27 protein-coding genes and 1 tRNA gene are annotated in these 23,348 nt (G+C 60.4%); 16 read left to right on the top strand and 12 right to left on the bottom strand.

Annotated features, from left to right (window positions below; all coding sequences use genetic code 11):
* Positions 1-25 precede the first annotated feature (25 nt).
* On the bottom strand, positions 26-1,087 hold the full coding sequence (locus tag C5750_RS21530; protein WP_105736778.1) for an adenylate/guanylate cyclase domain-containing protein: 1,062 nt from the start codon (positions 1,085-1,087) through the stop codon (positions 26-28).
* A 123-nt stretch (positions 1,088-1,210) separates the two neighbouring features.
* On the opposite strand from C5750_RS21530, the gene C5750_RS21525 reads away from it, so the two are divergent.
* The 3 genes from C5750_RS21525 to C5750_RS21515 all read left to right on the top strand — a co-directional run bounded on the left by C5750_RS21525 (position 1,211) and on the right by C5750_RS21515 (position 2,872).
* A complete protein-coding gene (locus C5750_RS21525) occupies positions 1,211-1,648 on the top strand; it encodes an SRPBCC family protein (protein ID WP_105736578.1) in 438 nt (145 codons plus the stop codon).
* A 162-nt stretch (positions 1,649-1,810) separates the two neighbouring features.
* Positions 1,811-2,608, top strand: a complete 798-nt coding sequence (locus C5750_RS21520; protein WP_105736576.1) for a DUF899 domain-containing protein — start codon at positions 1,811-1,813, stop codon at positions 2,606-2,608.
* Positions 2,609-2,614: 6 nt separating this feature from the next.
* On the top strand, positions 2,615-2,872 hold the full coding sequence (locus C5750_RS21515; protein WP_105736574.1) for a hypothetical protein: 258 nt from the start codon (positions 2,615-2,617) through the stop codon (positions 2,870-2,872).
* Positions 2,873-2,942: 70 nt separating this feature from the next.
* Here C5750_RS21515 and C5750_RS21510 read toward each other — a convergent pair whose 3' ends face one another.
* Positions 2,943-3,431, bottom strand: coding sequence for an Lrp/AsnC family transcriptional regulator (locus C5750_RS21510; RefSeq protein ID WP_105736573.1), 489 nt, complete (start codon positions 3,429-3,431; stop codon positions 2,943-2,945).
* 106 nt (positions 3,432-3,537) lie between these two features.
* Between C5750_RS21510 and C5750_RS21505 the strand changes: the two genes are divergently transcribed.
* Complete coding sequence (locus tag C5750_RS21505) at positions 3,538-4,734, top strand: diaminopropionate ammonia-lyase (RefSeq protein WP_105736571.1); 1,197 nt, start codon at positions 3,538-3,540, stop codon at positions 4,732-4,734.
* 59 nt (positions 4,735-4,793) lie between these two features.
* On the opposite strand, the gene C5750_RS21500 is transcribed toward C5750_RS21505, so the two are convergent.
* Positions 4,794-5,009 (bottom strand): helix-turn-helix domain-containing protein, encoded by a 216-nt coding sequence (locus tag C5750_RS21500; protein WP_105736569.1) that lies wholly within the window; start codon positions 5,007-5,009, stop codon positions 4,794-4,796.
* Positions 5,010-5,142: 133 nt separating this feature from the next.
* Here C5750_RS21500 and C5750_RS21495 point away from each other — a divergent pair, with 133 nt between their 5' ends.
* Both C5750_RS21495 and C5750_RS21490 read left to right on the top strand, forming a co-directional pair.
* Positions 5,143-5,460: a hypothetical protein gene (locus C5750_RS21495; RefSeq protein WP_105736567.1), complete on the top strand. Its 318-nt coding sequence runs from the start codon at positions 5,143-5,145 to the stop codon at positions 5,458-5,460.
* A 75-nt stretch (positions 5,461-5,535) separates the two neighbouring features.
* Positions 5,536-5,730 (top strand): hypothetical protein, encoded by a 195-nt coding sequence (locus tag C5750_RS21490; RefSeq protein ID WP_105736566.1) that lies wholly within the window; start codon positions 5,536-5,538, stop codon positions 5,728-5,730.
* Between the two features lie 11 nt (positions 5,731-5,741).
* Here the strand turns inward: C5750_RS21490 and C5750_RS21485 are convergent, their stop codons facing one another.
* The gene (locus C5750_RS21485; RefSeq protein ID WP_105736564.1) at positions 5,742-6,644 is read right to left on the bottom strand and encodes a LysR family transcriptional regulator; all 903 of its coding nucleotides are present in this window, start codon (positions 6,642-6,644) and stop codon (positions 5,742-5,744) included.
* 115 nt (positions 6,645-6,759) lie between these two features.
* Between C5750_RS21485 and C5750_RS21480 the strand changes: the two genes are divergently transcribed.
* Positions 6,760-7,761 (top strand): aldo/keto reductase, encoded by a 1,002-nt coding sequence (locus C5750_RS21480; protein ID WP_105736563.1) that lies wholly within the window; start codon positions 6,760-6,762, stop codon positions 7,759-7,761.
* Between the two features lie 31 nt (positions 7,762-7,792).
* Here the strand turns inward: C5750_RS21480 and C5750_RS21475 are convergent, their stop codons facing one another.
* Complete coding sequence (locus C5750_RS21475; RefSeq protein ID WP_105736561.1) at positions 7,793-9,580, bottom strand: M23 family metallopeptidase; 1,788 nt, start codon at positions 9,578-9,580, stop codon at positions 7,793-7,795.
* Between the two features lie 384 nt (positions 9,581-9,964).
* Between C5750_RS21475 and C5750_RS26655 the strand changes: the two genes are divergently transcribed.
* The 3 genes from C5750_RS26655 (at position 9,965) to C5750_RS21465 (ending at position 11,836) form a co-directional block, all read left to right on the top strand.
* Positions 9,965-10,264, top strand: a complete 300-nt coding sequence (locus tag C5750_RS26655) for a hypothetical protein (protein WP_158531261.1) — start codon at positions 9,965-9,967, stop codon at positions 10,262-10,264.
* A gap of 49 nt (positions 10,265-10,313) precedes the next feature.
* Positions 10,314-11,078, top strand: coding sequence for a hypothetical protein (locus tag C5750_RS21470; RefSeq protein WP_105736559.1), 765 nt, complete (start codon positions 10,314-10,316; stop codon positions 11,076-11,078).
* Positions 11,079-11,182: 104 nt separating this feature from the next.
* Entirely contained in the window at positions 11,183-11,836 is a 654-nt protein-coding gene (locus C5750_RS21465; protein WP_105736557.1) for a glutathione S-transferase family protein, read from the top strand.
* A gap of 13 nt (positions 11,837-11,849) precedes the next feature.
* Here the strand turns inward: C5750_RS21465 and C5750_RS21460 are convergent, their stop codons facing one another.
* Complete coding sequence (locus tag C5750_RS21460; protein WP_105736555.1) at positions 11,850-12,407, bottom strand: DUF308 domain-containing protein; 558 nt, start codon at positions 12,405-12,407, stop codon at positions 11,850-11,852.
* 139 nt (positions 12,408-12,546) lie between these two features.
* Between C5750_RS21460 and C5750_RS21455 the strand changes: the two genes are divergently transcribed.
* Positions 12,547-13,125 (top strand): TetR/AcrR family transcriptional regulator, encoded by a 579-nt coding sequence (locus C5750_RS21455; RefSeq protein WP_105736553.1) that lies wholly within the window; start codon positions 12,547-12,549, stop codon positions 13,123-13,125.
* A gap of 108 nt (positions 13,126-13,233) precedes the next feature.
* Here C5750_RS21455 and C5750_RS21450 read toward each other — a convergent pair whose 3' ends face one another.
* A complete protein-coding gene (locus tag C5750_RS21450) occupies positions 13,234-13,464 on the bottom strand; it encodes a helix-turn-helix domain-containing protein (RefSeq protein ID WP_105736551.1) in 231 nt (76 codons plus the stop codon).
* A 116-nt stretch (positions 13,465-13,580) separates the two neighbouring features.
* On the opposite strand from C5750_RS21450, the gene C5750_RS21445 reads away from it, so the two are divergent.
* Positions 13,581-13,871: a hypothetical protein gene (locus tag C5750_RS21445; protein WP_105736549.1), complete on the top strand. Its 291-nt coding sequence runs from the start codon at positions 13,581-13,583 to the stop codon at positions 13,869-13,871.
* 242 nt (positions 13,872-14,113) lie between these two features.
* Here C5750_RS21445 and C5750_RS21440 read toward each other — a convergent pair whose 3' ends face one another.
* Both C5750_RS21440 and C5750_RS21435 read right to left on the bottom strand, forming a co-directional pair.
* Entirely contained in the window at positions 14,114-15,262 is a 1,149-nt protein-coding gene (locus C5750_RS21440) for a hypothetical protein (RefSeq protein WP_245421195.1), read from the bottom strand.
* A gap of 444 nt (positions 15,263-15,706) precedes the next feature.
* A tRNA-Thr gene (locus C5750_RS21435) sits at positions 15,707-15,782 on the bottom strand.
* Between the two features lie 279 nt (positions 15,783-16,061).
* On the opposite strand from C5750_RS21435, the gene C5750_RS21430 reads away from it, so the two are divergent.
* The 3 genes from C5750_RS21430 (at position 16,062) to C5750_RS21420 (ending at position 19,796) form a co-directional block, all read left to right on the top strand.
* Positions 16,062-16,550 carry a (2Fe-2S)-binding protein gene (locus C5750_RS21430; protein WP_105736548.1) on the top strand — a complete coding sequence of 163 codons (489 nt, stop codon included), beginning with the start codon at positions 16,062-16,064 and terminating at the stop codon, positions 16,548-16,550.
* 88 nt (positions 16,551-16,638) lie between these two features.
* Positions 16,639-18,984 (top strand): xanthine dehydrogenase family protein molybdopterin-binding subunit, encoded by a 2,346-nt coding sequence (locus C5750_RS21425; RefSeq protein ID WP_105736546.1) that lies wholly within the window; start codon positions 16,639-16,641, stop codon positions 18,982-18,984.
* An 11-nt stretch (positions 18,985-18,995) separates the two neighbouring features.
* Entirely contained in the window at positions 18,996-19,796 is an 801-nt protein-coding gene (locus C5750_RS21420) for an FAD binding domain-containing protein (RefSeq protein ID WP_105736544.1), read from the top strand.
* On the opposite strand, the gene C5750_RS21415 is transcribed toward C5750_RS21420, so the two are convergent.
* Positions 19,793-20,362, bottom strand: coding sequence for a helix-turn-helix domain-containing protein (locus C5750_RS21415; RefSeq protein WP_105736542.1), 570 nt, complete (start codon positions 20,360-20,362; stop codon positions 19,793-19,795). The genes C5750_RS21420 and C5750_RS21415 overlap by 4 nt on opposite strands.
* 20 nt (positions 20,363-20,382) lie before the next feature.
* Here C5750_RS21415 and C5750_RS21410 point away from each other — a divergent pair, with 20 nt between their 5' ends.
* Positions 20,383-20,910, top strand: a complete 528-nt coding sequence (locus C5750_RS21410; RefSeq protein ID WP_425350500.1) for a GNAT family N-acetyltransferase — start codon at positions 20,383-20,385, stop codon at positions 20,908-20,910.
* On the opposite strand, the gene C5750_RS21405 is transcribed toward C5750_RS21410, so the two are convergent.
* Together C5750_RS21405 and C5750_RS21400 are read right to left on the bottom strand one after the other, a co-directional pair.
* Positions 20,907-21,869 (bottom strand): NAD(P)H-dependent flavin oxidoreductase, encoded by a 963-nt coding sequence (locus C5750_RS21405; RefSeq protein ID WP_105736540.1) that lies wholly within the window; start codon positions 21,867-21,869, stop codon positions 20,907-20,909. The genes C5750_RS21410 and C5750_RS21405 overlap by 4 nt on opposite strands.
* Before the next feature lie 135 nt (positions 21,870-22,004).
* A complete protein-coding gene (locus tag C5750_RS21400) occupies positions 22,005-23,345 on the bottom strand; it encodes an aminotransferase-like domain-containing protein (protein ID WP_105736772.1) in 1,341 nt (446 codons plus the stop codon).
* Positions 23,346-23,348: the final 3 nt, after the last annotated feature.

The raw sequence follows: 23,348 nt of genomic DNA, 5'->3' as shown, positions 1-23,348 counted from the left end.
GCTCCTCCGGCAAAAATGCGGCGCATCACTGTGCCGGTGTGAACACCGCGCAGGGCGCGGCAATGCCGCGCAACTGATGTTTGCCGAGTGACGTCAAGGGCTGCGCCGTTTCCGCCGCGAACGCGCCGGAGAGCAAGACTGTGTGGCCAAGCGGGCGGCAAAGGCCCTCCAACCGGCTGACCAGATTGACGGCGGGACCGATGGCGGTGAAATCCAGGCGGTCAGCCGTGCCGATATTGCCCCACAACATGTCGCCGAGGTGCAGTGCCGCACCGAACGATAGCGGCGGCATGCCCTGCGCGGCGCGAGCACGGTTGAGATGGTCCATCCCGGTACGGGCAGCGGCAACCGCGCGCAGCGCCGCGCCGCAGGCGCTGGCGGCACCGCGCTCGCCAACCGGAAAGATCGCCAGAACGCCATCGCCGATGAATTTCAGTACCTCGCCGCCAAAGGCATGGACGGCACCGGCGATCCGGTCGAACCACGCGTCGAGTGCGGCAATCACGTCCTTCGCTTCTGTTGTTTCCGACAATTCGGTGAAGCCGCGAAGATCGGCGAACAACAGGGCGGCCCGGATGGTCTCGCCGGGCTCGCGCCGCAAACGCCCAGCCAGGACCTGTGTCGCGCTGCGCCGGCCGAGATAGGTGGTCAGCAGTGCGGTCAGTGTTGAGCGCGCGGCCAACAGTGCCAGAGGCGCAGCGGCAAAACGGGCGGCTTGGCGCAGCAATTCCGACTGTTCGCTGGTCAGCGGGCGGTGCGCGGCCCAGCCAAGCACGGCACCGTTGGCGAAATCCTCCTGCACGGTATTCGTCCCGAGGCTGGCCAGCCAATTGCTGGCAAGGTCAGTGTCCTGGGACTCGGCTGGCCCGGCCAGGCCCAGCGCCTCGATCACCTGTCCCGTGTCGGCGCGCCACAGCCATGTACGCCGTCCAATGACCGGATGGGGCGCCGCCTGGGTAAGCGTGCCGCCTGCCAGCGGCAGGCCGTCGGCGATGAGCCGGGCGGCGAGCGTCGTCAGAAAGGCATCGCCATCCGGCATACCGGTCGCTTCGTCGACGAGAAAGGAAAGAGCGGACGGCAACTGCATGGCTGCCATCATGCAGCGATGCTAGGCCCCTGTCATCCGCTTTTGTTTCTTGCGCGAAATCCCGATTGGCTTACATTGCGCGATGCCGAAGTGAGTGTGCGTCCTGTTGGGAGGAGATCACCGATGACCGAGACGCTTCGCAACGAAATCGAGATCGCCGCCCCGCAGGCGACGGTCTTCGCCTTCCTCACCGATCCCGACAAGATCCTGCGCTGGATGGGGACGAAAGCGACAATCGAGCCGCATCCCGGCGGCATTTATCTCCTTAGCGTCAATGACACGCACACGGTTCGCGGCCAGTTCACCGAGGTCATTCCAGTGCACCGTCTGGCCTACAGTTTTGGCTGGGAAGGGCACGAAAATGTGCCGCCAGGTTCGAGTCTGGTCGAGATCGACCTTATAGAGAAGGAGGGAGGCACGCTGGTGCGTTTCACCCATAGCGGGCTGCCGGACGAGACGGAACGCGCCAACCACGAAAAGGGCTGGAACCACTACCTGCGCAGGCTGGTGGTGGCGGCAGCCGGCGGTGACCCCGGACCGGACAAGCCGCTTGGTTCGTAGAGGTCGTGGAAAAAGGCCCCCGGGCATCCGGCTGAGTTTGTCCGGGAAATCCCGTCACAATTGTAACTCCCATGCTTTCGGTATCCGGCCCTAAACTCAGGACCGGTAAGCAACATGTCGCACCGGCTCGTACGGACGGCAGACAACCGAAGGAGAAAGACCATGACATCACATGTGACCGGAACACGCGAGGAATGGCTGGCTGCGCGGATCGGCCTGCTCAAGGAGGAGAAGGATCTGACGCGGCGCAGCGATGCGCTGGCACAGCGGCGCCAGGAACTGCCCTGGGTTCGTATCGACAAGGAATACCGCTTCGATACCGACGCTGGAAGCGCCTCGCTGGCGGATCTGTTCAAGGGCCGTTCGCAGCTTCTCGTCTACCACTTCATGTTCGGACCGGATTATACGGCCGGCTGCCCGTCCTGCTCGGCGATCGCCGACGGTTTCAACGGCATCACCGTCCATCTGGAAAATCATGATGTCGCCTTCTCGGCGATATCGCGTGCACCGCTTGCCAAACTGCAGGGTTTCAAGCAGCGCATGGGCTGGAATTTCCCCTGGGCTTCGTCGTTCAACAGTGATTTTAACCAGGATTTCAGCGTCCTGTTCACCGAGGAGCAACAGCGCAACGGCGGCATAGAATACAATTTCCGCCGGGAGGCAGCCGCACCGCAGCCGCCATCGGACAAGACAGCTCCGGAACGGCAGCCGCGCGGTGAAGAAGGGCCGGTCGATCTCATGGCGGCCATGACAGGCACCGATGCGGCCACCTTCACCCGTGACCGGCCGGGACTGAGCGCTTTCGTGCTCGATAAGGGCGTCGTCTACCACACCTATTCCAGCTATGCGCGCGGCCTCGATGGCATCTGGGGCATGTATCAATGGCTGGATCGTGCCCCGTTCGGGCGTAACGAGACCGGTGTCTGGTGGCGTCATCACGACAAGTACGGCCAGGGTTGAACGGTGATGTTCGGCCCGGACTCCGGCAGCGCATCCGATCCCGGCCTAGCCGGCTGGCTGCGTCTCGCCGCAGCACCGACATTCGCCGTCATGGCGCTCGTCACAGCCCTCTCCGGCGACGCCGGCATGATCTGCTCGGCGATGCCGAATACATCGCCCTTCAGCGGCATGACCCTCATGTATGTGCTGATGAGCATTTTCCACGGCATGCCGTGGCTCAACCTGATGGCACGGTTGCGGCGCAGTGCCGCCCGCCGGGTTTGACCCGGAGCGTGTAAGCAGCACCAATCCGGCGCGCGGCCTCGCGCGCCGGGATCGGAAGCCCGGGTAAAGATCAGGTCAGGGGGATGGCGAGGCTGGTCTTGACCCTGTCCATTACCACAACCGTGCGGAAGCGTTTGACATTGTGGTTGGCAAAGAACAGCCGCCGGGTCAGGCCTTCATAGGCGGCCATGCTGGCCACGATGATCACGAGCATGAAATCGGCCTCACCGGTGACATAGTAGCATTGCTGCACCTCCGGCGCGGCGGCAAAGCTCCTTTTCGCTGCATCGATCAGATCGATGCGCTCGCTTTCCACCTCCACTTCGACAAGGATCGTGATGGGCTGCCCGAGCCTGGCGGGGTCGAGGACGGCGACATTGGCCTCTATCACGCCGCTTTCCTCCATGCGCTTGATGCGGCGCTGCACCGCTGGGGCGGAAAGGTGGACCGCTTCACCGATGACCCGTTGCGGCGTCGCATTGTCCTTTTGCAGAATGTCGAGGATCGCAAGATCGAAATGATCGAGATCGGCTGGCGCTGTCGGCAGTGGTTTGGTCATGAAACATCCCCTTTATGCAACAAACTTGCGCGGCACGCGCCCAATAAGAGCATTTTTCTCGCTTCTAACGCATTATAAATGCGCAAACAGCAGGAGTGAAAGAGCAATGTTGATCCTCAACCGGCATACCGGCCACAACGGGCCGCTTGATCCGCGCGACGCGGAGACGCTTGGTGTCGGCGCTGCGGCGGAAGTGGAACGGTATCTGTCCCATCGGAACAACCACGCGCCGACGCCTCTGCATGCATTGCCGGCGCTGGCCGCCGGTCTCGGCATTGCCACGCTCCACGTCAAGGATGAGGGCACGCGCCTCGGTCTCGGCAGCTTCAAGGCGCTGGGCGGTTCCTACGCCGTGATCCGGCTCGTGCTTGAGGAAGCGGAGCGGCAATTGGGACGCCCCGTGGATGTTGCGGAACTCCACACGCCGCCCGTCCGCGCCATTGCCAGCGGCATGACCTTCGGTTGTGCGACCGATGGCAATCACGGCAAGTCCGTTGCTGCCGGTGCCCGGCTTGTGGGCGCGCAGTCGGCGATCTTCGTGCATGCCGGGGTGAGCGACGAGCGGGTGGCGGCCATTGCCCGCTACGGCGCCGAGATGATCCGCGTCGACGGCACCTATGACGATTCCATCCGCGAGTCGGCGCGGGTGTGCGCGGCCAATGGCTGGACTATCGTGTCCGACACTTCCTGGCCAGGCTATGAACGCATTCCGGGGCTGGTGATGCAGGGTTATACGGCCATCATCCGTGAAGCCTTGCGTGCATTGCCGCAAGCGCCAACCCATGTCTTCGTGCAGGCGGGCGTGGGCGGTGTCGCCGCTGCGCTTGCAGCATATCTGGCGCTTGTGCTTGGAAAAGAACGTCCGGCCTTCATCGTGGTCGAACCGGCCCGCGCCGCCTGCATTTTTGCCAGCGCGCAGGCGGGCGAGGTGGTCAAGATCGCCCACGGCGAAGCCACCGTCATGGCGATGCTCGAATGCTACGAGCCGTCACCCGTGGCCTGGCGTATCCTCTCCCGCGCCGCCGATGCGTTCATGACCGTTGAAGAGGAAGGGGCCGTCGCGGCGATGAACCGCCTGGCCCGGCCGCTTGGAACGGATATAGCTGTCGTTGCGGGGGAAAGCGGCGGCGCCGGTTTGGCGGGCCTGCTCGCTGTCGCTGAAGATCATGACATGCGCCAAGCCATCCGTCTTGATGCCGGTTCACGCGTGCTCATCGTCAACACCGAGGGGGCGACGGACCCCGAGCGCTATACGCAGCTCGTGGGGGTGGCGCCGGAGATGGTTTTGCGCACTGCAATCTGAGCCTGTCGAACCACACAGAGCCGGGAATGCCAGCCATTCAGTAATCGCTGCAGTTTAAGCTAGATACTACCCTGCATCAAAAGCAGATGGGGCGGCACACCAAGTGCCTTTGCCAAACGGTCGATCACCAGAACCGTCGGATTTCTGACGCCTCTTTCGACACCGCTGATATAGGTCCGGTGCAACTCTGTCTCAAAGGCAAGCTGCTCCTGAGATAGGCCCATCTCTTCCCGGATTCTTCTCACATTTCTGCCAACGATCTGCCTTGAGTCCATGGCGGCATGTGGCCGTGCATGTAGCTTTTAAGTCTACACACTATGAGTAACAATAGGCGAAAAGTGCTGGTCAATGCGTTTGCGATATGTATACTATAAGTCACAATTAACGTTGAATTTTTGAGCCATCGATATGGATACCTACAATTTCTGGCAGGATTTTTTTGACACATACCAATCGCTCTCCGATTGGCTGAAGGTGCTGTGGCTGATCGTTCCGCCCGCCTTCGTGCTGGGGCTGGTGGCGCTGACGCTGCGGTTCCGGCTTGCAGGCAGGCAGATGAACGGTGCTCTTGATGGGGAACTGGTCTATTCCGTCCGCCGCGATGCGCAAAACCGGATCCATATCATCAGCCACATGCCGCTTGGCGACAGCAATCCACCGCTGCTCCTGCTTGACCCGGCGGGCGATGACAAGGCGGAGCACGGCCGCGAGCAGCATATTGGCTGAATTTCTTAAGGATGGACTGGCTCTGGGCGTGATATGATCCTTCCATTGTCGCGCCCGAAAAGGTATGAGCCGCGTATGTCCAGTCCCATGTCATCACTCGAAAACGCCGCAAAATACCTCTCGCCCGAAGACAAGGCGCAGTTCGTCAAGATCAAACGCGAGATGGAAAAAGCCGGTGCTTCCAGAAAAAGCATCGAAGAACGTCTGAACGCCTTCATCTGGGATGTGATCGAGTCCGATGATGACGAGGAAGAGGACGAGGACGAGTAGGCATCCCTTGTTCAAGGCTTCGCGCCGCCGGATTTGACGAAATCCACGAATGCGCGCAAGGGGGCTGGCATGAGCCTGCGGCTCGGATAGTAGAGAAAAGGCCCGGAAAAGCTCTGCCACCATTCGGGCAGAACGGGCCGGAAGGCACCGCTTTCAAGACCGTCTTGCAAAAACTCCTGGAATGTACTGATAATCCCCAGTCCCGCCAGCGCTGCGCCGCGTTCCAGGTCCATGGTTGAAGCAATCAATGGTCCCGTCGGGTTGACCTTCACCAGTTCCCCATTCCGCTCGAACTCCCACGGTGCGATGGCGCCGCTGGCAAAGCGGTGGCGTATGCAGGCATGCTGCAGCAGATCCTTCGGGTGCTGCGGTTCGCCATGCTTTTCCAGATAGGCCGGTGCTGCAACGCAGATGAAACGCTGGGTGCGCGGGCCGATGGGCACGGCGATCATGTCCTGCTCGATACTTTCATCATAGCGGATACCCGCATCGAAACCGGCTGCCAGCACGTCGATGAAGGTGTCGTTGGTCGTCACCTCAAGCCTGATGCCCGGATATGCCGCGAGGAACCGGTTGACGATCGGCGGCAGGATGCAGTGGGCAACGATGGTGGGAACGTTCAGCTTCAGCGTTCCGGTCGGGCTGTCGCGAAAACTGTTGAGCGCGTCGAGCGCGCCGGTGATCTCACCGAGTGCCGGCGTCAGCCGTTCGAGCAGCCGTGTCCCGGCCTCCGTGGGCGTAACGCTGCGGGTGGTGCGGTTGAGCAGGCGCACGCCGACACGCTCCTCCAGCCGCCGGATGGCGTCGCTGAGCGACGAAGCCGAAACACCGCGCAGCTTGGCGGCACCGCGAAAGCTGCGGGCTCGCGCCACGGATACAAGCGCATCGAGATCGCTGAGATTGGGATCGTTCATTGTTCGGTTTTCCGTACAGCCCGTACACAGTATGGCGGATTATCGCACAAATAGCGCTGGTTTATAAAGAGCCAACCTGCCGCAGGAAGTGCGGTGGCAAAAGGAGTTCGACAAGATGCAAATTCGTCCATTGGGTACAACCGGCCCGCAGGTCTCGGCATTGGGCCTCGGCTGCATGGGCATGTCCGGCATGTATGGGCCCGCCGACCGCGCCGAGAGTATTGCGACCATTCATGCCGCGCTGGAAGCGGGCATCAACCTGCTGGATACCGGCGATTTCTACGGCATGGGCCACAATGAGCTGCTCATCAGCGAGGCCCTTAAAGGCACAAAGCGCGATCAGGCGATCCTCAGCGTCAAATTCGGGGCGCAGCGCGATCCTGCCGCCGGCTGGATCGGCTTTGACGGACGGCCTGCGGCGGTGAAAACCTCGCTCGCCTATTCCCTGCAGAGGCTCGGTGTGGATTATATCGATGTCTATCGTCCGGCGCGCCTTGATCCGAACGTGCCGATCGAGGAAACCATCGGCGCCATCGCGGAGATGGTGAAGGCCGGATTTATCAGGCATATCGGCCTGTCGGAAGTCGGTCCCGAAACCATCCGCCGCGCCGCCGCGGTCCATCCGATTGCCGATCTGCAGATCGAGTATTCACTGATTTCGCGCGGTATCGAGGAGCATATTCTCGGCACCTGCCGGGAACTGGGCATCGGCATCACCGCCTATGGCGTGCTGTCGCGTGGCCTGATCAGCGGGCACTGGCGCAAGGACGCTGCGGGTCCCGCCGATTTCCGCGCCCACAGCCCGCGCTTTCAGGGCGAGAATGTCGACAAGAACCTGCGTCTGGTCGATGCCTTGCAGGGCATTGCCGAAGCCCGGGGCGTCACGGTGGCACAGATCGCCATTGCCTGGGTCGCCGCACAGGGCGATGACATCATTCCCGTCGTCGGTGCCCGCCGCCGGGATCGCCTGAGCGAAGCACTGGGCGCGCTGGATGTACACTTGTCCAGGGATGATCTTGACCGCATCGAGCAGGCCGTGCCGAAAGGGGCTGCTGCCGGAGAACGCTATGCCGCCGCACAGATGGCACATCTCGACAGCGAAGCGGGCGGCCACTGATCGGCGTTCGCCGGTTGCTCCTGCAAAAAATCTAATGGATGGCCGTGTGCACCCGGCCATCATCGGGCGGGGCAAACGCGGTGGCGATGCGCGCGCCGATATAGTTCTCGATGTTTTCCACGTGGCTGATCTGCTTGCGGAAATCCGTCAATCTTGCGCCTTCAAGATCGGTTCCGGCAGGCAGCGGCGTTGCGGTCGGGTCGTAATATTTATCGCCGATGCGCAGTTCATAATAGAGATGCGGCCCTGTGGAGAGGCCGGTGGAGCCGATATAGGCAATGACCTGTCCCTGGCTGACGCGCTGGCCGACCTTCAGCGATGGCGGGGTTCGCGAAATATGCGAATAGGTGGTGAAGAAGCCGCCATCATGCTTGATGCGGACATATTTGCCATAGCCGGATTCCGATGAAATCAGCACCACCTCGCCATCGCCCGCCGCAAGAATGGGCGAGCCGAAGGGCGCGGCGTAGTCCACGCCATTGTGATGCTTGCGCACCTTCAAAATCGGATGGGTGCGCCAGGCAAAGCCATCGCCGAGCCGCCCGTTGGGCACCGGATTTTTCATCAGGGTCTTGGAGGCAGACTGGCCGTCCTCGTCGAAGAACTCCGCCTTGTTGCCGGGCGCTGCACGGTAATGATAAAACCGCTTGGTCTTGTCCTTCATGTTGAAGGTTACGGCAACGGGTTCGGATTCGCCCTGTTCATTGGTGCGGAACACCAGTTCGACGGATTGGTCGAGCAGGGCCGCATCGGTCAGCTTGATGCCGTTTTCCTTGGCAAGCTGCAGAATTTGTCCCGCCATGTGGGCCGGAACATTCAGCTTTTCCAGCTGCTGCATGGCGGCAGGAAATTCCTTTTCGGCCGCCTGCGCCCGGTCATCCCTGCGCGTATCGGTGCTGGCCACGTCCGTGCTGGCGATATGGGCTTCATGCGCGAGGCGCTCGAACTGCCGCGGGTTGCTGACACGCCGCAGGACGCCGCCATCGTCGCGCGCCAGATCGGATGGCGGGCTGTCATGCCGGAAAAGCCGCGCCATCAGCAGCCGCTCCGGCGCATCCTTGCGCGGCGCCTTTTCCAGGAGAAGCTCGATGCGCTCCGGCGAGGCGCTGCTGCTGGCCGTCAGTGCACTCTGCAGCGCCGCCCGGTCCTCGTCGGTCATGTTGGCCGCAGCGAGCAGGCTGCCGATATCGATGCCCTGGGCGGGCAGGGCGACCACCTGCTCGACGGCAGGAGCCGGTTGCACCTTGGCGGTGCTGACATTGATCGGCGTGCCGCGCACCAGAATGCGCTCCTCACCCAGGCTCGCCAGGGCAACGGGCATGGCTTTTGTCACGGTTTTTGCGGATTTCTCCGTCAGGATGGACTGGAACGGATCGCTGCTGGCGGGCGGAAACCGCTGGGCGAATGCAGCGGCATGCCCCGCGCTGACCCGCGCGGGCACCTGCCTGGTCGCACCGATCTTGACCTGGCGATAGGCGAATTTTTCCGTCGAACCATCAGCCTGGCTTTCCAGCACCTTGGCCACCGGCGCCGCCTGCACGATGGCGGGCGGAGGCAGGCGGTCGCCTTTCGGCGCAGCTTCAGGCCGTGTTCGCAGCGGTGCGGCAATGGCGGCTATGGCCACGGGTGGACGCCGGTTCATGACGGCGAGAACGCCCGCAAACATGGCGGCAGAGGCAATCACCGCCACCAGAATGGCCGAGAGAAAGCGCGCATGGGTGAAAAGCGAAAAGCGGACAATGCGCGATATCTGGCGGATGGCGCCAAAATTATCGTCGATTGCCTGTTCGATTCTGCTTTTTGCGTTTGATCGCGTCATCAGGTCCCGTACGTCACGCTTCCATTGCGCGCGAGGTTATTGTGTAACGTGGCAATATCGAGGCACGCGGAACTTTATCCCCAACAAACCGCACTGCGCCCCTTATAAGGGCTGGTTCGGCAATTGGCGAGCAATCATTTGCCGATGAATTGTCTGTTCAAAGCTTCCGGTATCAGCATGTCAGAAGTCCTGTTGTAGGCTGAAACAGCACGGCGGGAAATTGGACTTTCGACGAACGAGCCTTGCAATGGGGCAGCGGACACGCGTTATTTTCGTCGTGTTCGCATTGGTAGCCATACGTATTTCCCAATTCCGTTTTTGCGCCTACCCTTTGAATCTGGCGTTGCTGAATGTGCGCTGCCTGAACCATGAGAGGAACGGATTATGCGCGAACTGATGGAATACGAGTTGGATTACGTGACTGGCGGTGGTGGCAACAGCGGTAAGGGCGGCAGTGGCAAAAGCGGCAACGGCAAAAGCGGTAGTAGCGGTAGCAGCAAGGGCGCCTCTTCGGGCAAGGGGCACACCAGCAGCAGTCCGGCACACGCCAAAGGTCAGACAAACGGCAAGCCTGGCAACGAAAGCCCGACGCACAACAGTCTGAGCATCGGTGTATCAGGCACCACGGACAATCACGGTCATTCCAGTGTGACAGGTTCGGCGAGTTATACGCATACGTGGTAGCGCACGTTTGTCCGGATTAACGGGCAGCAGCGCGCGAAGCATTGCGGCTTTGCTCCTGTTGTTGTGCGCCGTGGTCTCTTCCGTCGCCCGCGCTGCGCCGCAACCGCCGCATTCGCTTCAGGCGGCGATGGATTTCGATTGCGGCTTCAAGCAGGAAATGATGCGGCCCAAAATGAGCCGGAATGGGGATATCCTCTGCTACTACGGTCAGATCAATGCTGAAACCGAGCGGCTGTTCCGGACAAATCTGACACGCGACATTCGCTATCTCATCGTTCGCTCAAGCGGCGGTGAGATGTTTGCCGCGAAAAACATCGGCCAGATGCTGGAACGCGTTCAGCCGGCCATTATCGTTGACCGCATCTGTGCATCGGGATGTGCGTATTATTTCTTCCTTCCACTGGAGCGCAAGGTGATCAAGCGCCACTCTTTTGTCGGTTTCCACGGCGGTCCGCCCGAAACCAGGGACAAGCTGTTCAAAACAGCGGCTGGTGCAGCCTTTTTCAGCAACGCAACACGGCAGGATCAGCGAAGAATACTGGCGAAGTGGCGGGATCTTCTTGATTGGCAGAACGCCATGCTTAAGAGAACCGGCGTGAACAAGATGCTTATTTACTGGAACCCGGCCAAGCGCATCCGCAAGGACCTTGAGCCGGGCTGCTATGCGCCCAACAAGCCCATATGGGCGCCATCGCCCAAAACCCTGAAGTCCTTCGGCGTCAAAGGGCTGATGTCGGCATGGTATCCCGCTTCGTACCGGGACATGTACAGGTTCGGAAAAGAACACGATCCCCACAGCTGCCTCGTCCCGTGAGGATAGCGCCCCTGATCCAGCCCGGCGAGGCTATCCTGGCCAAGCAATGTCGGAATCCCTTATAGCCAATCGTCTTCAGGACGCAGAAGCGATGGAGGACCGCCATGACCATAACCATTACCGCCTTTGAACGCTCGCCCGACAAGGGCCAGGGCCTGGCGCGCGACATGCGCGTGCGCTGGGCGCTGGAGGAAGTGGGCGCGCCCTACACAACCAGACTTGTTTCGTTCGCGGCGATGAAGGAGCCCGCGCATCTGGCGCTGCAGCCGTTCGGGCAGATTCCGACCTTTGAGGAAGACGGGCTCGCGCTGTTCGAATCCGGCGCCATCGTCCTGCATATCGCCGGGCGCCATCCCGGCCTCCTGCCGGATGACGGCAATGCGCGGGCGCGCGCCATCGCCTGGATGTTTGCCGCTGTCGCCACGGTGGAGCCGCCGATCCTCGAGCGTCAGGTTGCCCTGTTTGCGGAAGGGGACAGGAACTGGCGCGCGGAGCGCATGCCTCTTGTCGACGGGCGCATCCGCGACCGGCTCGGCGAACTGTCCGCCCGGCTGGGTGAGGGCGAGTGGCTCGACGGCGCGTTCAGCGCCGGGGACCTGATGATGGTGCACGTGCTCATCCGGCTGCGGGCATCGGGCATAGTGGCGCAGTACCCTAACCTTGCCGCCTATGTCGCGCGCGGCGAGGCGCGGCCCGCCTACCAGCGCGCCTTCGCTGCCCAGCTGGCGGTGTTCACCGCCGCGCCGGATCGCGATTAGGGCGCGATAACGCCTAGGCGGCTGCCTTGCGATAGGCCGTGACGGCAAGCCAGATTGCGGAAAGCAGGAAATAGAACGCGCCGAACGCCGCATAGGGCGCAATGTCCCGTATTGTCGGCGCAACAGTGCCGATGGATCGGCTGATCATGAAGCCGCCGGCGAGCGCCGATTGCGCACCGCTCAGGATCATCGGCCATTGCGCGCCATAAGAACGCCAGCGCTTTATTCCCGTGTTCAGCTGCAGCAGGCCTGAAAAGATCGCCCAGACGCCAAACGCCGCCAGAACGGCATACATGCTGCTGCTGAGTGCCGCGATGACGGCGAGCGTCGTTAGGGTGCTGACGGCGACATTCAATGCTTGGGACGGGTTGGCTTTGAGCCCGCCATTGACCCTTGCATCAACCAGATTGGCGAGGGCGTCCCATGCCGGGTAGATGACGAGCAGAAGCATGGCGAGAGCGGGTTGGGCGCTGAAGAGAATGGCGGCGGCAACCCATGCGACGGAGAAGATGGCGCGTGCGAAATAATAGGTTCGCAGCCAGCTGGACGGAGTTGAAGATTGGCTTTGCATTGGCAGATTCCTTGTGGTTATCTACCTACCAGTAGGAAGGTTATGTGTGCGAGTCAACCCGGTGCCCGAACACCTCATTGTGAGAAGCGGGAGCCATGCGCCGTCTTGACATTCAGCCTACCAGAAGGTAGGCAGCGCTATGAAATCAATGGCTTCGACTTCGGAAAAGATTCTTGATATCGCGCAGTCTCTCATCGTCGCGGGGGGCTACAACGGCTTCAGCTATGCCGATATCTCGGCTGCGATCGGCATCCGCAAGGCGAGCATCCACCATCACTTTCCGACGAAAGCTGAACTGGTTGCCGTACTGGTGGACCGTTACAGGCAGCAGGCCGAAACCGGTCTGCAAGCGCTGCGCGCGCAGGTTGCGAGCCCTGCCGAACAGTTGCAGTTCTATCTGAACTACTGGGACACGTGCATTCGCGACGCCGCGCAGCCCTTCTGCGTCTGCGCGATGCTGGCTGGCGAGATGCAGATGCTGCCTGATGAGGTTGCATCACGCGTCCGCGCGCATTTCCAAAGCCTCGCGGCATGGCTTGCGTCGGTGCTGAGCGCCGGAGCGCAGCAGGGCCTGTTCCGGTTGAACGGGCGGCCCGAGGAGGAGGCACAGATGCTGATGGCCTCGGTTCATGGGGCCATGCTCTCCGCGCGGGCTTTTGGCGACCCCGGATTGTTCATTGCCATCATCAGCACGCAGATCGCCAAGCTGACGAAATAGCCAGCGCAGACGGCCTGCGAGGCGGCGTGCTTTGCCGCCAATACCCGGCATCGGCTGCCTTGTACGCTGGCGGGTGCCTATGCGGGGCGAGACTGATGTCCTGCAAGGCTAGAATTCTGTTGTTTTTGATTGATTGGTAAGCAGCGCCGCCGCCGTGGTTCCAAGAACCGCCGCGATCTTGGCGACAATCGTAACGGTTGGATTTCGCGTTTCCCGCTCGATGCCTGAGATATAGGTGCGGTCAATATTTGCTTGGGCTGCGAGCTCTTCCTGAGAAAGATGCAGCTGTTGTCTGCCAAGCCTGACATTCCGCGCCAGAATTCCGCGAACGTTTTCCATTCTGCGGATTGATCATGCTGTAGACAATAGTCCAACGGATTATAGTCCACAAAAGTGCTTTCGCTTTCAGTCTGTTGACTATAATCTACATGCCGTCGTATGGGCGAGGATTGCAAATGTTGGATATGATTTTCCAAGGCATAGCTTTGTTTCTGCTGATCTTCTGCGGCAGTCAGGTTGTGATTTTCATTGGCCTCGTTCTTTGGGTTGTTTGGATAGACGCTATCAAGCCAAGAATGATACCAGAAGCTGAGATCGACCGCATAGCAGGTGATATTATTGCCAGCTACGCCGATCCAGAAGGCGAGGCATTCACGCGTCATCAGTATGCTTGGGATCGAAGCGACGGCGCGGAGCAGACCTATTGGCACCGAGTGCGGAAGGCAGTTAGGAGGCATTTGGCGTAGCCGTGAGGTCGCCATTCGAAATGGCCCACCACATCCGCATGCTGATGTGCTGGCGCTGCGATTGTATCAAAGGAAATGGTGCCGCTTCCCGGAATCGAACCGGGTACCCCATCATTACGAATTGGACAGCATCTCCCTAAACTTAATCACCACAATGCTGCGACATCTTGATTTTAAGCGAATGTCAGATCTGCTGGTGCGTCTCCTTCTGTTAAGGAATGCTGATATTTGTCAGTCATGTCCTAGTTGCAGCAGACCTTACGGACATAGGTGTTTGGAAACGTCAGAAAAGCATCATCGGGTATGTGATGAGCATCCTTCAGGGCTCGAACCAATCGTTTCCCATCTGTTTCATTAAAAGTATCATTCAGCGTCACGGCAAACCATCCATTTGTGACGAGATAAGCTGACGTTTTCAACGGAGAGCTCTTCACAAAACTCTCGGCATCCTCGAAATTGTTAAAGCTCTTGATTTGTATTCTGCGCTCACTGAAGCCGCCGCCATCGTATTGCTGTACCCAGACCCACGTATGATGCATGAAGCCACGCACGCCAGTTGAAGTGATTACTTCGTACCAACGTTCATGCCCCCCTTGAATTGTTACTGGAGTGCCGTTCACGAGGTCTGCAATCGTCATAGATTTCCCATCCGGCTGTGCTTTGATAGGTGCTTGACCTTTTGGATGCCTAACGCGCCCTGTCTTCGCCTCAGGGATTGCGAAACGATTGCTCGCAAGAGATGTGGTCTGCTGTGCAGGGGTATTGTTAGTAGTAGGAGATGCTGTCTGAGCAGATGGTGTATCAGTTAGAGTAGCAGTCACGACCTTAAATAGCGCCATTTCGCTCCCGGACAGATACCGAATGTCGTTACTATTATATTTGAGGGAGAGTTGAAGCAGACCTGGATCTACTCCCATTTCGATCATGTAGGTGATTACATCTGCCGTAACTTGCTGAACTTGGGAAACGGCATCGTCCACACTCATTCCATCAGAAGTGCTGAACGAAGATTTGTGGACTCCGATTGAACCTGGCGTGGCCAAACGCGAGACGCCCCCGATAAAGGCCAATGAACAGGCAGATGCGCATTCCATTCCACGCACCTGAAGGGTGTTCAGTTTGTGCGCTCTGATTAATCTTCCCAATTCCATGGCCTTGAACAGGTTGCCGCCAGCTGAATTGAAGGTAATGACTAATGGATTGTGGGAGCGGATCATCGCGTTGAACGCACTCAAATCGTCTGAATACTCAAATTCGCCGCTCACAAGAATGTATTTTGTGCCATTTGGCGTTGTTTGTGATTCATAGATAAGCGCCGCATGTGCGGTCGCTATCCACAGAAAAGAAATTAACAATACACGAAGAATAATCATCGTTATTGTAAATATCATGATTTTTATTTTCCACAGAGTCTAATTTTTCTTTGGAAGAAATCATATCAAATATATAAGTGCAACTCTAAAAATAATGAGCCGATATGCTAAGGCTATTCGTAGTACGTTCTGTGTTAATAGGCTTAATCCAACACGCCAACGCACAGCCACTCACCTACCCGATGGGAGGATAGCAAACTAGCTTTGACTATGGCGATGAGGTGCGTTCGGGTCGGAAGAGCGTCGTTAACCGCTGCCATTGGCGATCATGGGGTTTAGCCGTCTGTCGGGACGCATGCAGATTTGCCGCTTCTCTGGTAAATCTTACATCCACTACATTTGCAAGGCAGGCCGTTGCCATCAGTTATGGTGCATCCATGCCGCAAGCATAAAATCTTGGTGGCACTATAATGAGCCTGCATTCCGTAGGAGAGATGCTTGTCCGCTGCATTGCTGAAGTTGTGGTGCCGCTTCCCGGAATCGAACCGAGGACCCCATCATTACGAATGATGTGCTCTACCAACTGAGCTAAAGCGGCAGGGAAGGGACTTCCCGATCCCTGGGCCGGCCATCGGGATGTGCCGGAGGGATGACGCGCCTGATAGCGTTATTGCATCAGGAATGCAAGCCTCGTGATACCGGCTTTTGCCTGAAACCGAGAAAATCCCTGCGCTCACCAAGTCTTGTTGCCAGCAGTACAGCCAGATTGGAATATTTCCATTTTGCCGATAGACAAGCGTGCAGGAGAGGTTAAACTTTCGGTTGTGGTCATGCGGCCCAGGGAGGGGCGGTGACCAAGGCGTTCTGGGAGGAACCGATGGCCAAAGTCGAACTGGTGGTCAATGGGCGCGCCGTCAAGGGCGAAGCCGAAGACCGCACGCTGCTTGTACATTTCCTGCGTGAAAATCTGGGACTGACGGGAACCCATGTGGGGTGCGACACCTCGCAATGCGGTGCCTGCGTCGTGCATGTGGACGGGCGGGCCGTCAAATCCTGCACCATGCTGGCGGTGCAGGCGTCCGGCGCCGAGGTGACAACCATCGAGGGCATTGCCCTCAATGGCGAGTTGCATCCGGTGCAGGCGGCCTTCCGCGAGCATCACGGCCTGCAATGCGGTTTCTGCACGCCGGGCATGATCATGTCGTCGGTGGATATGATCCGCCGCCACCCGGAAGGGCTCGACGAGGCGACGGTGCGCGCGGAGCTGGAAGGCAATATCTGCCGCTGTACCGGTTACCACAACATTGTTCAGGCCGTGCTCGACGCATCGGAAAAAATGGGCAAGGGCGCCGTCAAGGCCGCCTGAGAAATCAATTCACGTCGTGCAGTCCGCTTCCGGCCAAACAGACAGTTGAGACATTTTGGCGAGGCGCCTGCGGCAGGGAGGTAGTGTCATGGGTGTCGAAGGGATTGGATCACGCGTTCTGCGCAAGGAGGACAAGCGGTTCCTCACCGGTAAGGGCCGCTATACCGACGATATGGTCGTGCCGGGGATGAAGCACGCGGTCTTCGTGCGCAGCCCGCATGCCCACGCGAAAATCACCGGGATCAGCACGGGCGCAGCGCAGAAGATGCCCGGCGTCATCGGGGTGCTCACCGGCAAGGAATTGAAGGCCGACGGCATCGGCAATCTCATCTGCGGCTGGATGATCCAGTCGAAGGATGGCACGCCGATGAAGATGGGCGCCTGGTCGCCGCTCGCCACCGATACGGTGCGCTATGTCGGCGATGCGGTGGCGATCGTCGTCGCCGATACCAAGGGCGAGGCGCGCGATGCCGCCGAGGCGGTGGAAATCGCCTATGAGGAGCTGCCCGTCGTCGTCAGCGCCGTCGAGGCGTTGAAGCCGGGCGCGCCGCAAGTGCACCCGGAAGCACCGGGCAACCTGATTTTCGACTGGGATATCGGCGATGAAAAGGCGACAGCCGACGCGTTTGCCCGCGCGGCGCATGTGACGACGCTCGATATCGACAACAACCGCCTCGTGCCCAATGCCATGGAGCCGCGCGCGGCGCTTGGCCAGTATGATGCGGCAGAAGATCACTACACCTGCTGGACCACCTCGCAGAACCCGCATGTGGCGCGGCTGGTGATGAGCGCGTTCTACAATGTCGCGCCGGAAAACAAGCTGCGGGTGATCGCGCCGGATGTCGGCGGCGGTTTCGGCTCGAAGATTTTCATCTATCCGGAAGAGATCGTCTGCCTGTGGGCATCGAAGAAGACGGGCGTTCCGGTCAAGTGGGTGGCGGACCGCACGGAAAGCTTCCTGTGCGATGCGCATGGGCGCGACCACGCCACCCATGCGCAGATCGCCTTTGACAAGGACCACAAAATTCTCGGCCTGAAGGTGGAAACCATCGCCAATCTCGGCGCCTACATGTCGCTGTTTTCGAGTTCCGTGCCGACCTATCTCTATGCGACGCTTCTGTCCGGCCAGTATGATATTCCGGCGATCCACGCCAATGTGAAGACGGTCTACACCAACACGGCGCCGGTCGATGCCTATCGCGGTGCCGGGCGGCCGGAAGCCTCCTATGTGCTGGAACGCATCATGGAGACGGCGGCGCGCGAGCTGAACATATCGCCGGCGGAATTGCGGCGGCGCAATTTCATCCGCGCCTTCCCGCACCAGACGCCTGTCATCATGGCCTATGATGCCGGGGATTTCGACGCGACGCTCGACGCCAGCATGAAGGCGGCCGATTACGCCGGTTTCGAAAAGCGCCGTACGGAAGCCGCCGGGCGCGGCAAGCTGCGCGGCATTGGCATGAGCTGTTACATCGAGGCCTGCGGCATCGCGCCGTCGGCGGCGGTCGGGGCGCTGGGCGCCGGTGTCGGCCTGTGGGAAAGCGCCGAGGTGCGGGTCAATGCCGTCGGCACCATCGAAATCCTCACCGGCTCGCATTCGCACGGGCAGGGGCACGAAACCACGTTCGCCCAGCTGGCGGCGGAGCGCTTCGGCGTGCCGCTCGACAGCATTTCCATCGTGCATGGCGACACGGACAAGGTGCAGATGGGCATGGGCACCTATGGCTCGCGCTCCGGCGCGGTCGGCATGTCCGCCGTGGTCAAGGCCATGGACAAGGTCGAGGCCAAGGCCCGGAAGATCGCCGCGCATCTGCTCGAAGCCGACGAGGCGGATATCGAGATCAAGGACGGCAATGTGCGGGTGGCGGGGACGGACAAGTCGCTGCCGTGGTTCCAGGTGGCGCTCGCCTCCTACACCGCGCACAACCTGCCCTCCGGCATGGAGCCGGGGCTGAAGGAAACCGCGTTCTACGATCCGAGCAATTTCACCTTCCCGGCTGGCTGCTACATCTGCGAGGTGGAGATCGATCCGGAAACCGGCACGACGGAGATCGTGCAGTTCGTCGCCGCCGATGATTTCGGCAAGATCATCAATCCGATGATCGTCGAGGGGCAGGTGCATGGCGGCCTGGCGCAGGGCATCGGCCAGGCGCTTCTGGAAGGCACGCATTACGATGAAAGCGGCCAGCTGCTGACCGCGAGCTACATGGACTACACCATGCCGCGGGCGCAGGACCTGCCGTCCTTCAACGTCATGACGACGGAAACCCCGTGCCCGTCCAATCCGCTGGGGATCAAGGGCTGCGGCGAGGCTGGCGCCATCGGTTCGCCGCCTGCCGTGATGAATGCCGTCACCGATGCCATCCGCAACAACAGCCTGAGCATGCCCGCGACCCCGCAAAAGGTCTGGGCTGCCATTCAGGCGGCGAAATAGGGAGATGTGCCATGTATGAAACCCAGTATCATCGGGCCACGTCGGTCGAGGATGCCGCAAAACAAATGGGCGCGGCCGAGGACGGCAAATTCCTTGCTGGCGGCATGACGCTGATCCCGACGATGAAGCAGCGGCTGGCGTCGCCGAGCCATCTGATCGACCTGCGCCATATTCCCGGCCTGAAAGGCATCACCATCACCGGCAGAACCGTGCGTATCGGCGCGGCGACCACGCATTATGACGTCGCGGTTCATGCCGAGCTGGCAAGGCTTTGCCCGGTGATCACGCATCTGGCGGCCCATATCGGCGATCCGCAGGTGCGCAATATGGGCACCATCGGCGGCTCGGTGGCCAATAACGATCCGGCAGCCGATTATCCCGCGGCGCTGCTTGCCCTCAATGCAACCGTCATCACCAGCGCGCGCTCGCTTGCCGCTGCGGATTTCTTTGCCGGCCTGTTTGAAACGGCGCTGGAACCCGACGAGATCGTCACGGCCGTCGAATTCACCGTGCCTGACAGGGCAGCCTACAAAAAGTTCCCGAATCCGGCATCGCTCTATGCCATGGCCGGCGTGTTCGTTGCCAAGGCTGGCCATGAGGTGCGGGTTGCGGTGACCGGGGCTGGCGAGAACGGCGTGTTCCGGGCGCAGGCGCTGGAGGCGGCGCTGGCAAAGAATTTCAGTGCTGCGGCGCTGGACGGCGTTGTGGTTTCCGCCGATGGCCTGATGTCCGACATGCATGCGTCGGCCGACTACCGCGCCAATCTGGTGAAGGTCATGGCCAAGCGTGCCGTGGCGGAGATCGCGGGTTAGGCCTGTCGCAGCACGATCACCGCATAGCGGCAGGGCTCGGCGCTCTCATTCGCGAAGATGCAGTCATTGGGGGCGCCAAGTTTGAGGCAGTCGCCCGCTTCAAGCCGATGAAACGTTTCACCCTCGGTAAAACTCAGCACGCCGCTTAAAATCCAGATCAGTTGCTGCTGGAAGGTATAGGCGGAAGCGGGGAGTGCCACCCGCGCCTTTGCCGGCAGCTCGACATGCACCACATCGACGGGCAGGCCGGAGGCGGGCGAGACATGCCGGCGGATATAGCCGGTTTCGGGATCGGTCCACAGCGGCTGGTCCTGGTAACGCAGCAACCGTCCTTCCTGCATTTCCGCCCGCGCCATCAGCGTTGACATGCTGAGGCCGAAAGCCCCTGAGAACCGCGCCATCAGCATGGCCGTCGGGCTGCTCTGGCCGCGCTCCACCCTGTTGATCATGGCGCGCGACACACCGGATTTTTCCGCGAGCTCCGTCAGCGACCAGCCGCGCGCCTCCCGCTCGACCCGGATGCGAGCGCCGATTTTTGCATCGACATCGTCTATTTTATGAGACATAATGAAACTATAGTAGACGAATGAAAAGGGTGCAAGTTGTGATCGTGCGTGCGGCCAGTGAGGCGGATCTTCCAGCCATTCTCGAGATTTACAACGATGCTGTGCTGCACACCACGGCGATCTGGAACGACATGCAGGTCGATCTGGTGAACCGCAGGGTCTGGTTCAACGAGCGGCGGTCAAAGGGATTTCCGGTGCTGGTCAGCGCCGATGATGACGGCGGTATCAACGGCTATGCTTCCTTCGGCGACTGGCGTGCCTTCGATGGTTATCGTCACACGGTCGAGCATTCCGTGTATGTCCATAAGGCAGCGCGCGGCGGCGGGATCGGGAAGGCCCTGATGCTGGCGCTGATTGGCGAGGCGCGGGCGCTTGGCAAGCATGCGATGGTTGCCGGTATCGAGTCCGGTAATGCAGCGTCCATCCGCCTGCACGAAAAGCTGGGCTTTCAGGCGGTGGGCCATCTGCCTGAGGTGGGAACCAAATTCGGCAAATGGCTTGACCTGACATTCATGCAGATCACTTTGGACAAGGCTCCGCCGCGTTAGGCGGCGCAGAGTTTTGCCTTCGCCTCGCGGTATTCGCGCTCCAGCCGCTCAACATAGTCTGCGGCGCCGGTTACTTCCTTGATCGCGCCGATGCCCTGGCCGCAACCCCAGATGTCTTTCCAGGCCTTGGCGCCGGTGGTTGCCGCTTCGAAATCCATCTTGGATGGATCGGCTTCCGGCAGGTGATCGGCGTCCATCCCCGAATTGACGATGGATGGCTTGAGATAATTGCCGTGGATGCCGGTGAAATAGTTGGAATAGACAATGTCGGACGAGGCGGAATCAACGATCATCTGCTTGTAGGCATCGACGGCGCGCGCTTCCTTCGTCGCAATGAAGGGCGAGCCGATATAGGCAAGATCCGCACCCATGGCCTGTGCCGCCAGAACCGCCTTGCCCGTGGCGATGGCGCCGGACAGCAGCAGCGGCCCGTCGAACCATTCGCGGATTTCCTGGATGAGCGCAAAGGGCGACAATGGTCCGGCGTGCCCGCCTGCACCGGCGGCAACCGCGATCAGCCCGTCCGCGCCCTTGCGGATAGCCGAATTGGCGTGGCGGTTGTTGATGATGTCGTGTAGCACGATCCCGCCATAGGAGTGGATGGCGGCGTTGACTTCCGGCACGGCGCCGAGGGATGAGATAACGATCGGAACCTTGTATTTCACGCACATGGAAAGGTCATGCTCGAGGCGCTTGTTGGACCGGTGCACGATCTGGTTGACCGCAAACGGTGCGGCTGGACGGTCCGGGTTCTTGGCGTCATGGTCGCGCAGGCCTTCGGTGATCTCAGCCAGCCATTCATCGAGCTGGGCCTCTGGCCGCGCGTTCAGGGCAGGGAAGGAGCCGACAATGCCGGCCTTGCATTGTGCCAGCACGAGGGCCGGGTGCGAAATGATGAACAGCGGTGCGCCGACAACGGGAATGCGCAGCGTCTTCGTCAGGATTTCGGGCAATGCCATGTTCTTCCTCCCATGGAACAAATTTTGACGTTTCCGTAAACGTAACTCTTTTTAGCAGACCGCGTGCCGTGATCAAGCGAAAGGTTGGCGCGGTTGCCTGCACCTGATCAAAGGCGTGTGAGCGGTGCGCACAGATCAGTAAAGATGATCCGGGTGCCTCACCGCAAGGGCGATGGCATCGGCCACCTCGTCTTCCCTGTCCCGCAAGACGCTGGTCGCCACGCGGATATAGCTGATCGGCCGCACGGAACATTTCTTGCCCGCAAGGACGGCAACGCCGCGCGCTGCGAGGGTTACCAAAGCAAATTGTTCGGACGCCACCGGAATCCACAGGCAGAGGCCTTCGCCGCCGGAAAGATGGACGCCGCGCTCGCCGAGGGCCTGCATCAGCCCATCGCGCCGTTGCTTGTAAATGCTGCGGGCATGTTTCATGCTCGCCTGTGTCGCTTGGTCCTTGAGGAGGAATGCAACTGCCGATTGCAGGACCCGGCTGGTCCAACCTGCGCTGAAGCTGCGGTAGGACTGGATCTGCTCGACGATGCGCGTCGAACTCGACAGCACCGCCAAACGCAGGTCGGGCCCAAGGGATTTGGAATAGGAGACGATGTGCACGACCCGGTCCGGAAAACGGTCGCCAAGGCTGACCGGAGGCAATGAGGAGATGTCTCCCACGCCGTCATCCTCGATGATGAGCGCATCGCTGCTGCTGAGAATGTCTGCGAGTTCCGCAAGCCGGGCAGCACTCACGCCGCGCCCGGTAACCGCATGCGTGCGCGGCTGGAAGAGGAAGGCCGCGGGTTTGCGTTGCAGCGCATCGGCAAGTGAATCGGGCAGCGGCCCGTTTTCGTCACACTGGACCGGCAGGATGTGGGCACCGAGATCTTCCAGAATGTCGAGGAGCCGCATCGCCGTGGGGTCTTCAATGGCGACGAACGATCCGGGCATCACCAGCGCATGCAAGAGCGCGTAGACCGCGTTGTAACCGCCATTGGTGGCAAGAAAGGCTTCGGGTTTGTAGGGCCAGCCTGGTTTTACCGCTGCTTCCAGCTCCGACAGGATGGGAATGCGCCGATAGCTGTTGAGGGTTTCCGCCGAGGCTCCATGCGCCAGGGCATCGGCCAGTGGTGGCAGGAGGTGGACATCCGGAACCGCCATGGAAAGGTCCAGTACGTCATCACCGTAATCGCCTGAACTCGCCAGCCGCAGGGGTTTGGGCGCGATGCGGTCACCGCTGACCCACGTGCCATTGCGTCCCCGTCCGGTGATGATCTTCTGGCGCCGCAACTCGCTCCAGGCTTCCGAAACCGTCGCCGGGCTGATGCCGAGGGTATAGGCGAGATCGCGGATGGCGGGCAGTTTGGTGCCGACGGGAATGGCGCCTGCGCGGATCAGGGCGCTGGTTTCGATGGCGATACCGCGCATTGTCCGGTCATTCAACTTTTCTGCAAACCACTGAACCGAGGCTAATTCGCTCATTTC

Source organism: Phyllobacterium myrsinacearum (assembly GCF_002980555.1).
GTDB lineage: Bacteria > Pseudomonadota > Alphaproteobacteria > Rhizobiales > Rhizobiaceae > Phyllobacterium > Phyllobacterium myrsinacearum.
This window is presented reverse-complemented; position numbering and strand designations above follow the sequence as displayed.

Bases quoted from the DNA above. Each gene is read 5' to 3' on its own strand.
- C5750_RS21530 (WP_105736778.1), bottom strand. From the start codon at position 1,087: ATGCAGTTGCCGTCCGCTCTTTCCTTTCTCGTCGACGAAGCGACCGGT.
- C5750_RS21525 (WP_105736578.1), top strand. From the start codon at position 1,211: ATGACCGAGACGCTTCGCAACGAAATCGAGATCGCCGCCCCGCAGGCG.
- C5750_RS21520 (WP_105736576.1), top strand. From the start codon at position 1,811: ATGACATCACATGTGACCGGAACACGCGAGGAATGGCTGGCTGCGCGG.
- C5750_RS21515 (WP_105736574.1), top strand. From the start codon at position 2,615: ATGTTCGGCCCGGACTCCGGCAGCGCATCCGATCCCGGCCTAGCCGGC.
- C5750_RS21510 (WP_105736573.1), bottom strand. From the start codon at position 3,431: ATGACCAAACCACTGCCGACAGCGCCAGCCGATCTCGATCATTTCGAT.
- C5750_RS21505 (WP_105736571.1), top strand. From the start codon at position 3,538: ATGTTGATCCTCAACCGGCATACCGGCCACAACGGGCCGCTTGATCCG.
- C5750_RS21500 (WP_105736569.1), bottom strand. From the start codon at position 5,009: ATGGACTCAAGGCAGATCGTTGGCAGAAATGTGAGAAGAATCCGGGAA.
- C5750_RS21495 (WP_105736567.1), top strand. From the start codon at position 5,143: ATGGATACCTACAATTTCTGGCAGGATTTTTTTGACACATACCAATCG.
- C5750_RS21490 (WP_105736566.1), top strand. From the start codon at position 5,536: ATGTCCAGTCCCATGTCATCACTCGAAAACGCCGCAAAATACCTCTCG.
- C5750_RS21485 (WP_105736564.1), bottom strand. From the start codon at position 6,644: ATGAACGATCCCAATCTCAGCGATCTCGATGCGCTTGTATCCGTGGCG.
- C5750_RS21480 (WP_105736563.1), top strand. From the start codon at position 6,760: ATGCAAATTCGTCCATTGGGTACAACCGGCCCGCAGGTCTCGGCATTG.
- C5750_RS21475 (WP_105736561.1), bottom strand. From the start codon at position 9,580: ATGACGCGATCAAACGCAAAAAGCAGAATCGAACAGGCAATCGACGAT.
- C5750_RS26655 (WP_158531261.1), top strand. From the start codon at position 9,965: ATGCGCGAACTGATGGAATACGAGTTGGATTACGTGACTGGCGGTGGT.
- C5750_RS21465 (WP_105736557.1), top strand. From the start codon at position 11,183: ATGACCATAACCATTACCGCCTTTGAACGCTCGCCCGACAAGGGCCAG.
- C5750_RS21460 (WP_105736555.1), bottom strand. From the start codon at position 12,407: ATGCAAAGCCAATCTTCAACTCCGTCCAGCTGGCTGCGAACCTATTAT.
- C5750_RS21455 (WP_105736553.1), top strand. From the start codon at position 12,547: ATGAAATCAATGGCTTCGACTTCGGAAAAGATTCTTGATATCGCGCAG.
- C5750_RS21450 (WP_105736551.1), bottom strand. From the start codon at position 13,464: ATGGAAAACGTTCGCGGAATTCTGGCGCGGAATGTCAGGCTTGGCAGA.
- C5750_RS21445 (WP_105736549.1), top strand. From the start codon at position 13,581: ATGTTGGATATGATTTTCCAAGGCATAGCTTTGTTTCTGCTGATCTTC.
- C5750_RS21440 (WP_245421195.1), bottom strand. From the start codon at position 15,262: ATGATATTTACAATAACGATGATTATTCTTCGTGTATTGTTAATTTCT.
- C5750_RS21430 (WP_105736548.1), top strand. From the start codon at position 16,062: ATGGCCAAAGTCGAACTGGTGGTCAATGGGCGCGCCGTCAAGGGCGAA.
- C5750_RS21425 (WP_105736546.1), top strand. From the start codon at position 16,639: ATGGGTGTCGAAGGGATTGGATCACGCGTTCTGCGCAAGGAGGACAAG.
- C5750_RS21420 (WP_105736544.1), top strand. From the start codon at position 18,996: ATGTATGAAACCCAGTATCATCGGGCCACGTCGGTCGAGGATGCCGCA.
- C5750_RS21415 (WP_105736542.1), bottom strand. From the start codon at position 20,362: ATGTCTCATAAAATAGACGATGTCGATGCAAAAATCGGCGCTCGCATC.
- C5750_RS21410 (WP_425350500.1), top strand. From the start codon at position 20,383: ATGAAAAGGGTGCAAGTTGTGATCGTGCGTGCGGCCAGTGAGGCGGAT.
- C5750_RS21405 (WP_105736540.1), bottom strand. From the start codon at position 21,869: ATGGCATTGCCCGAAATCCTGACGAAGACGCTGCGCATTCCCGTTGTC.
- C5750_RS21400 (WP_105736772.1), bottom strand. From the start codon at position 23,345: ATGAGCGAATTAGCCTCGGTTCAGTGGTTTGCAGAAAAGTTGAATGAC.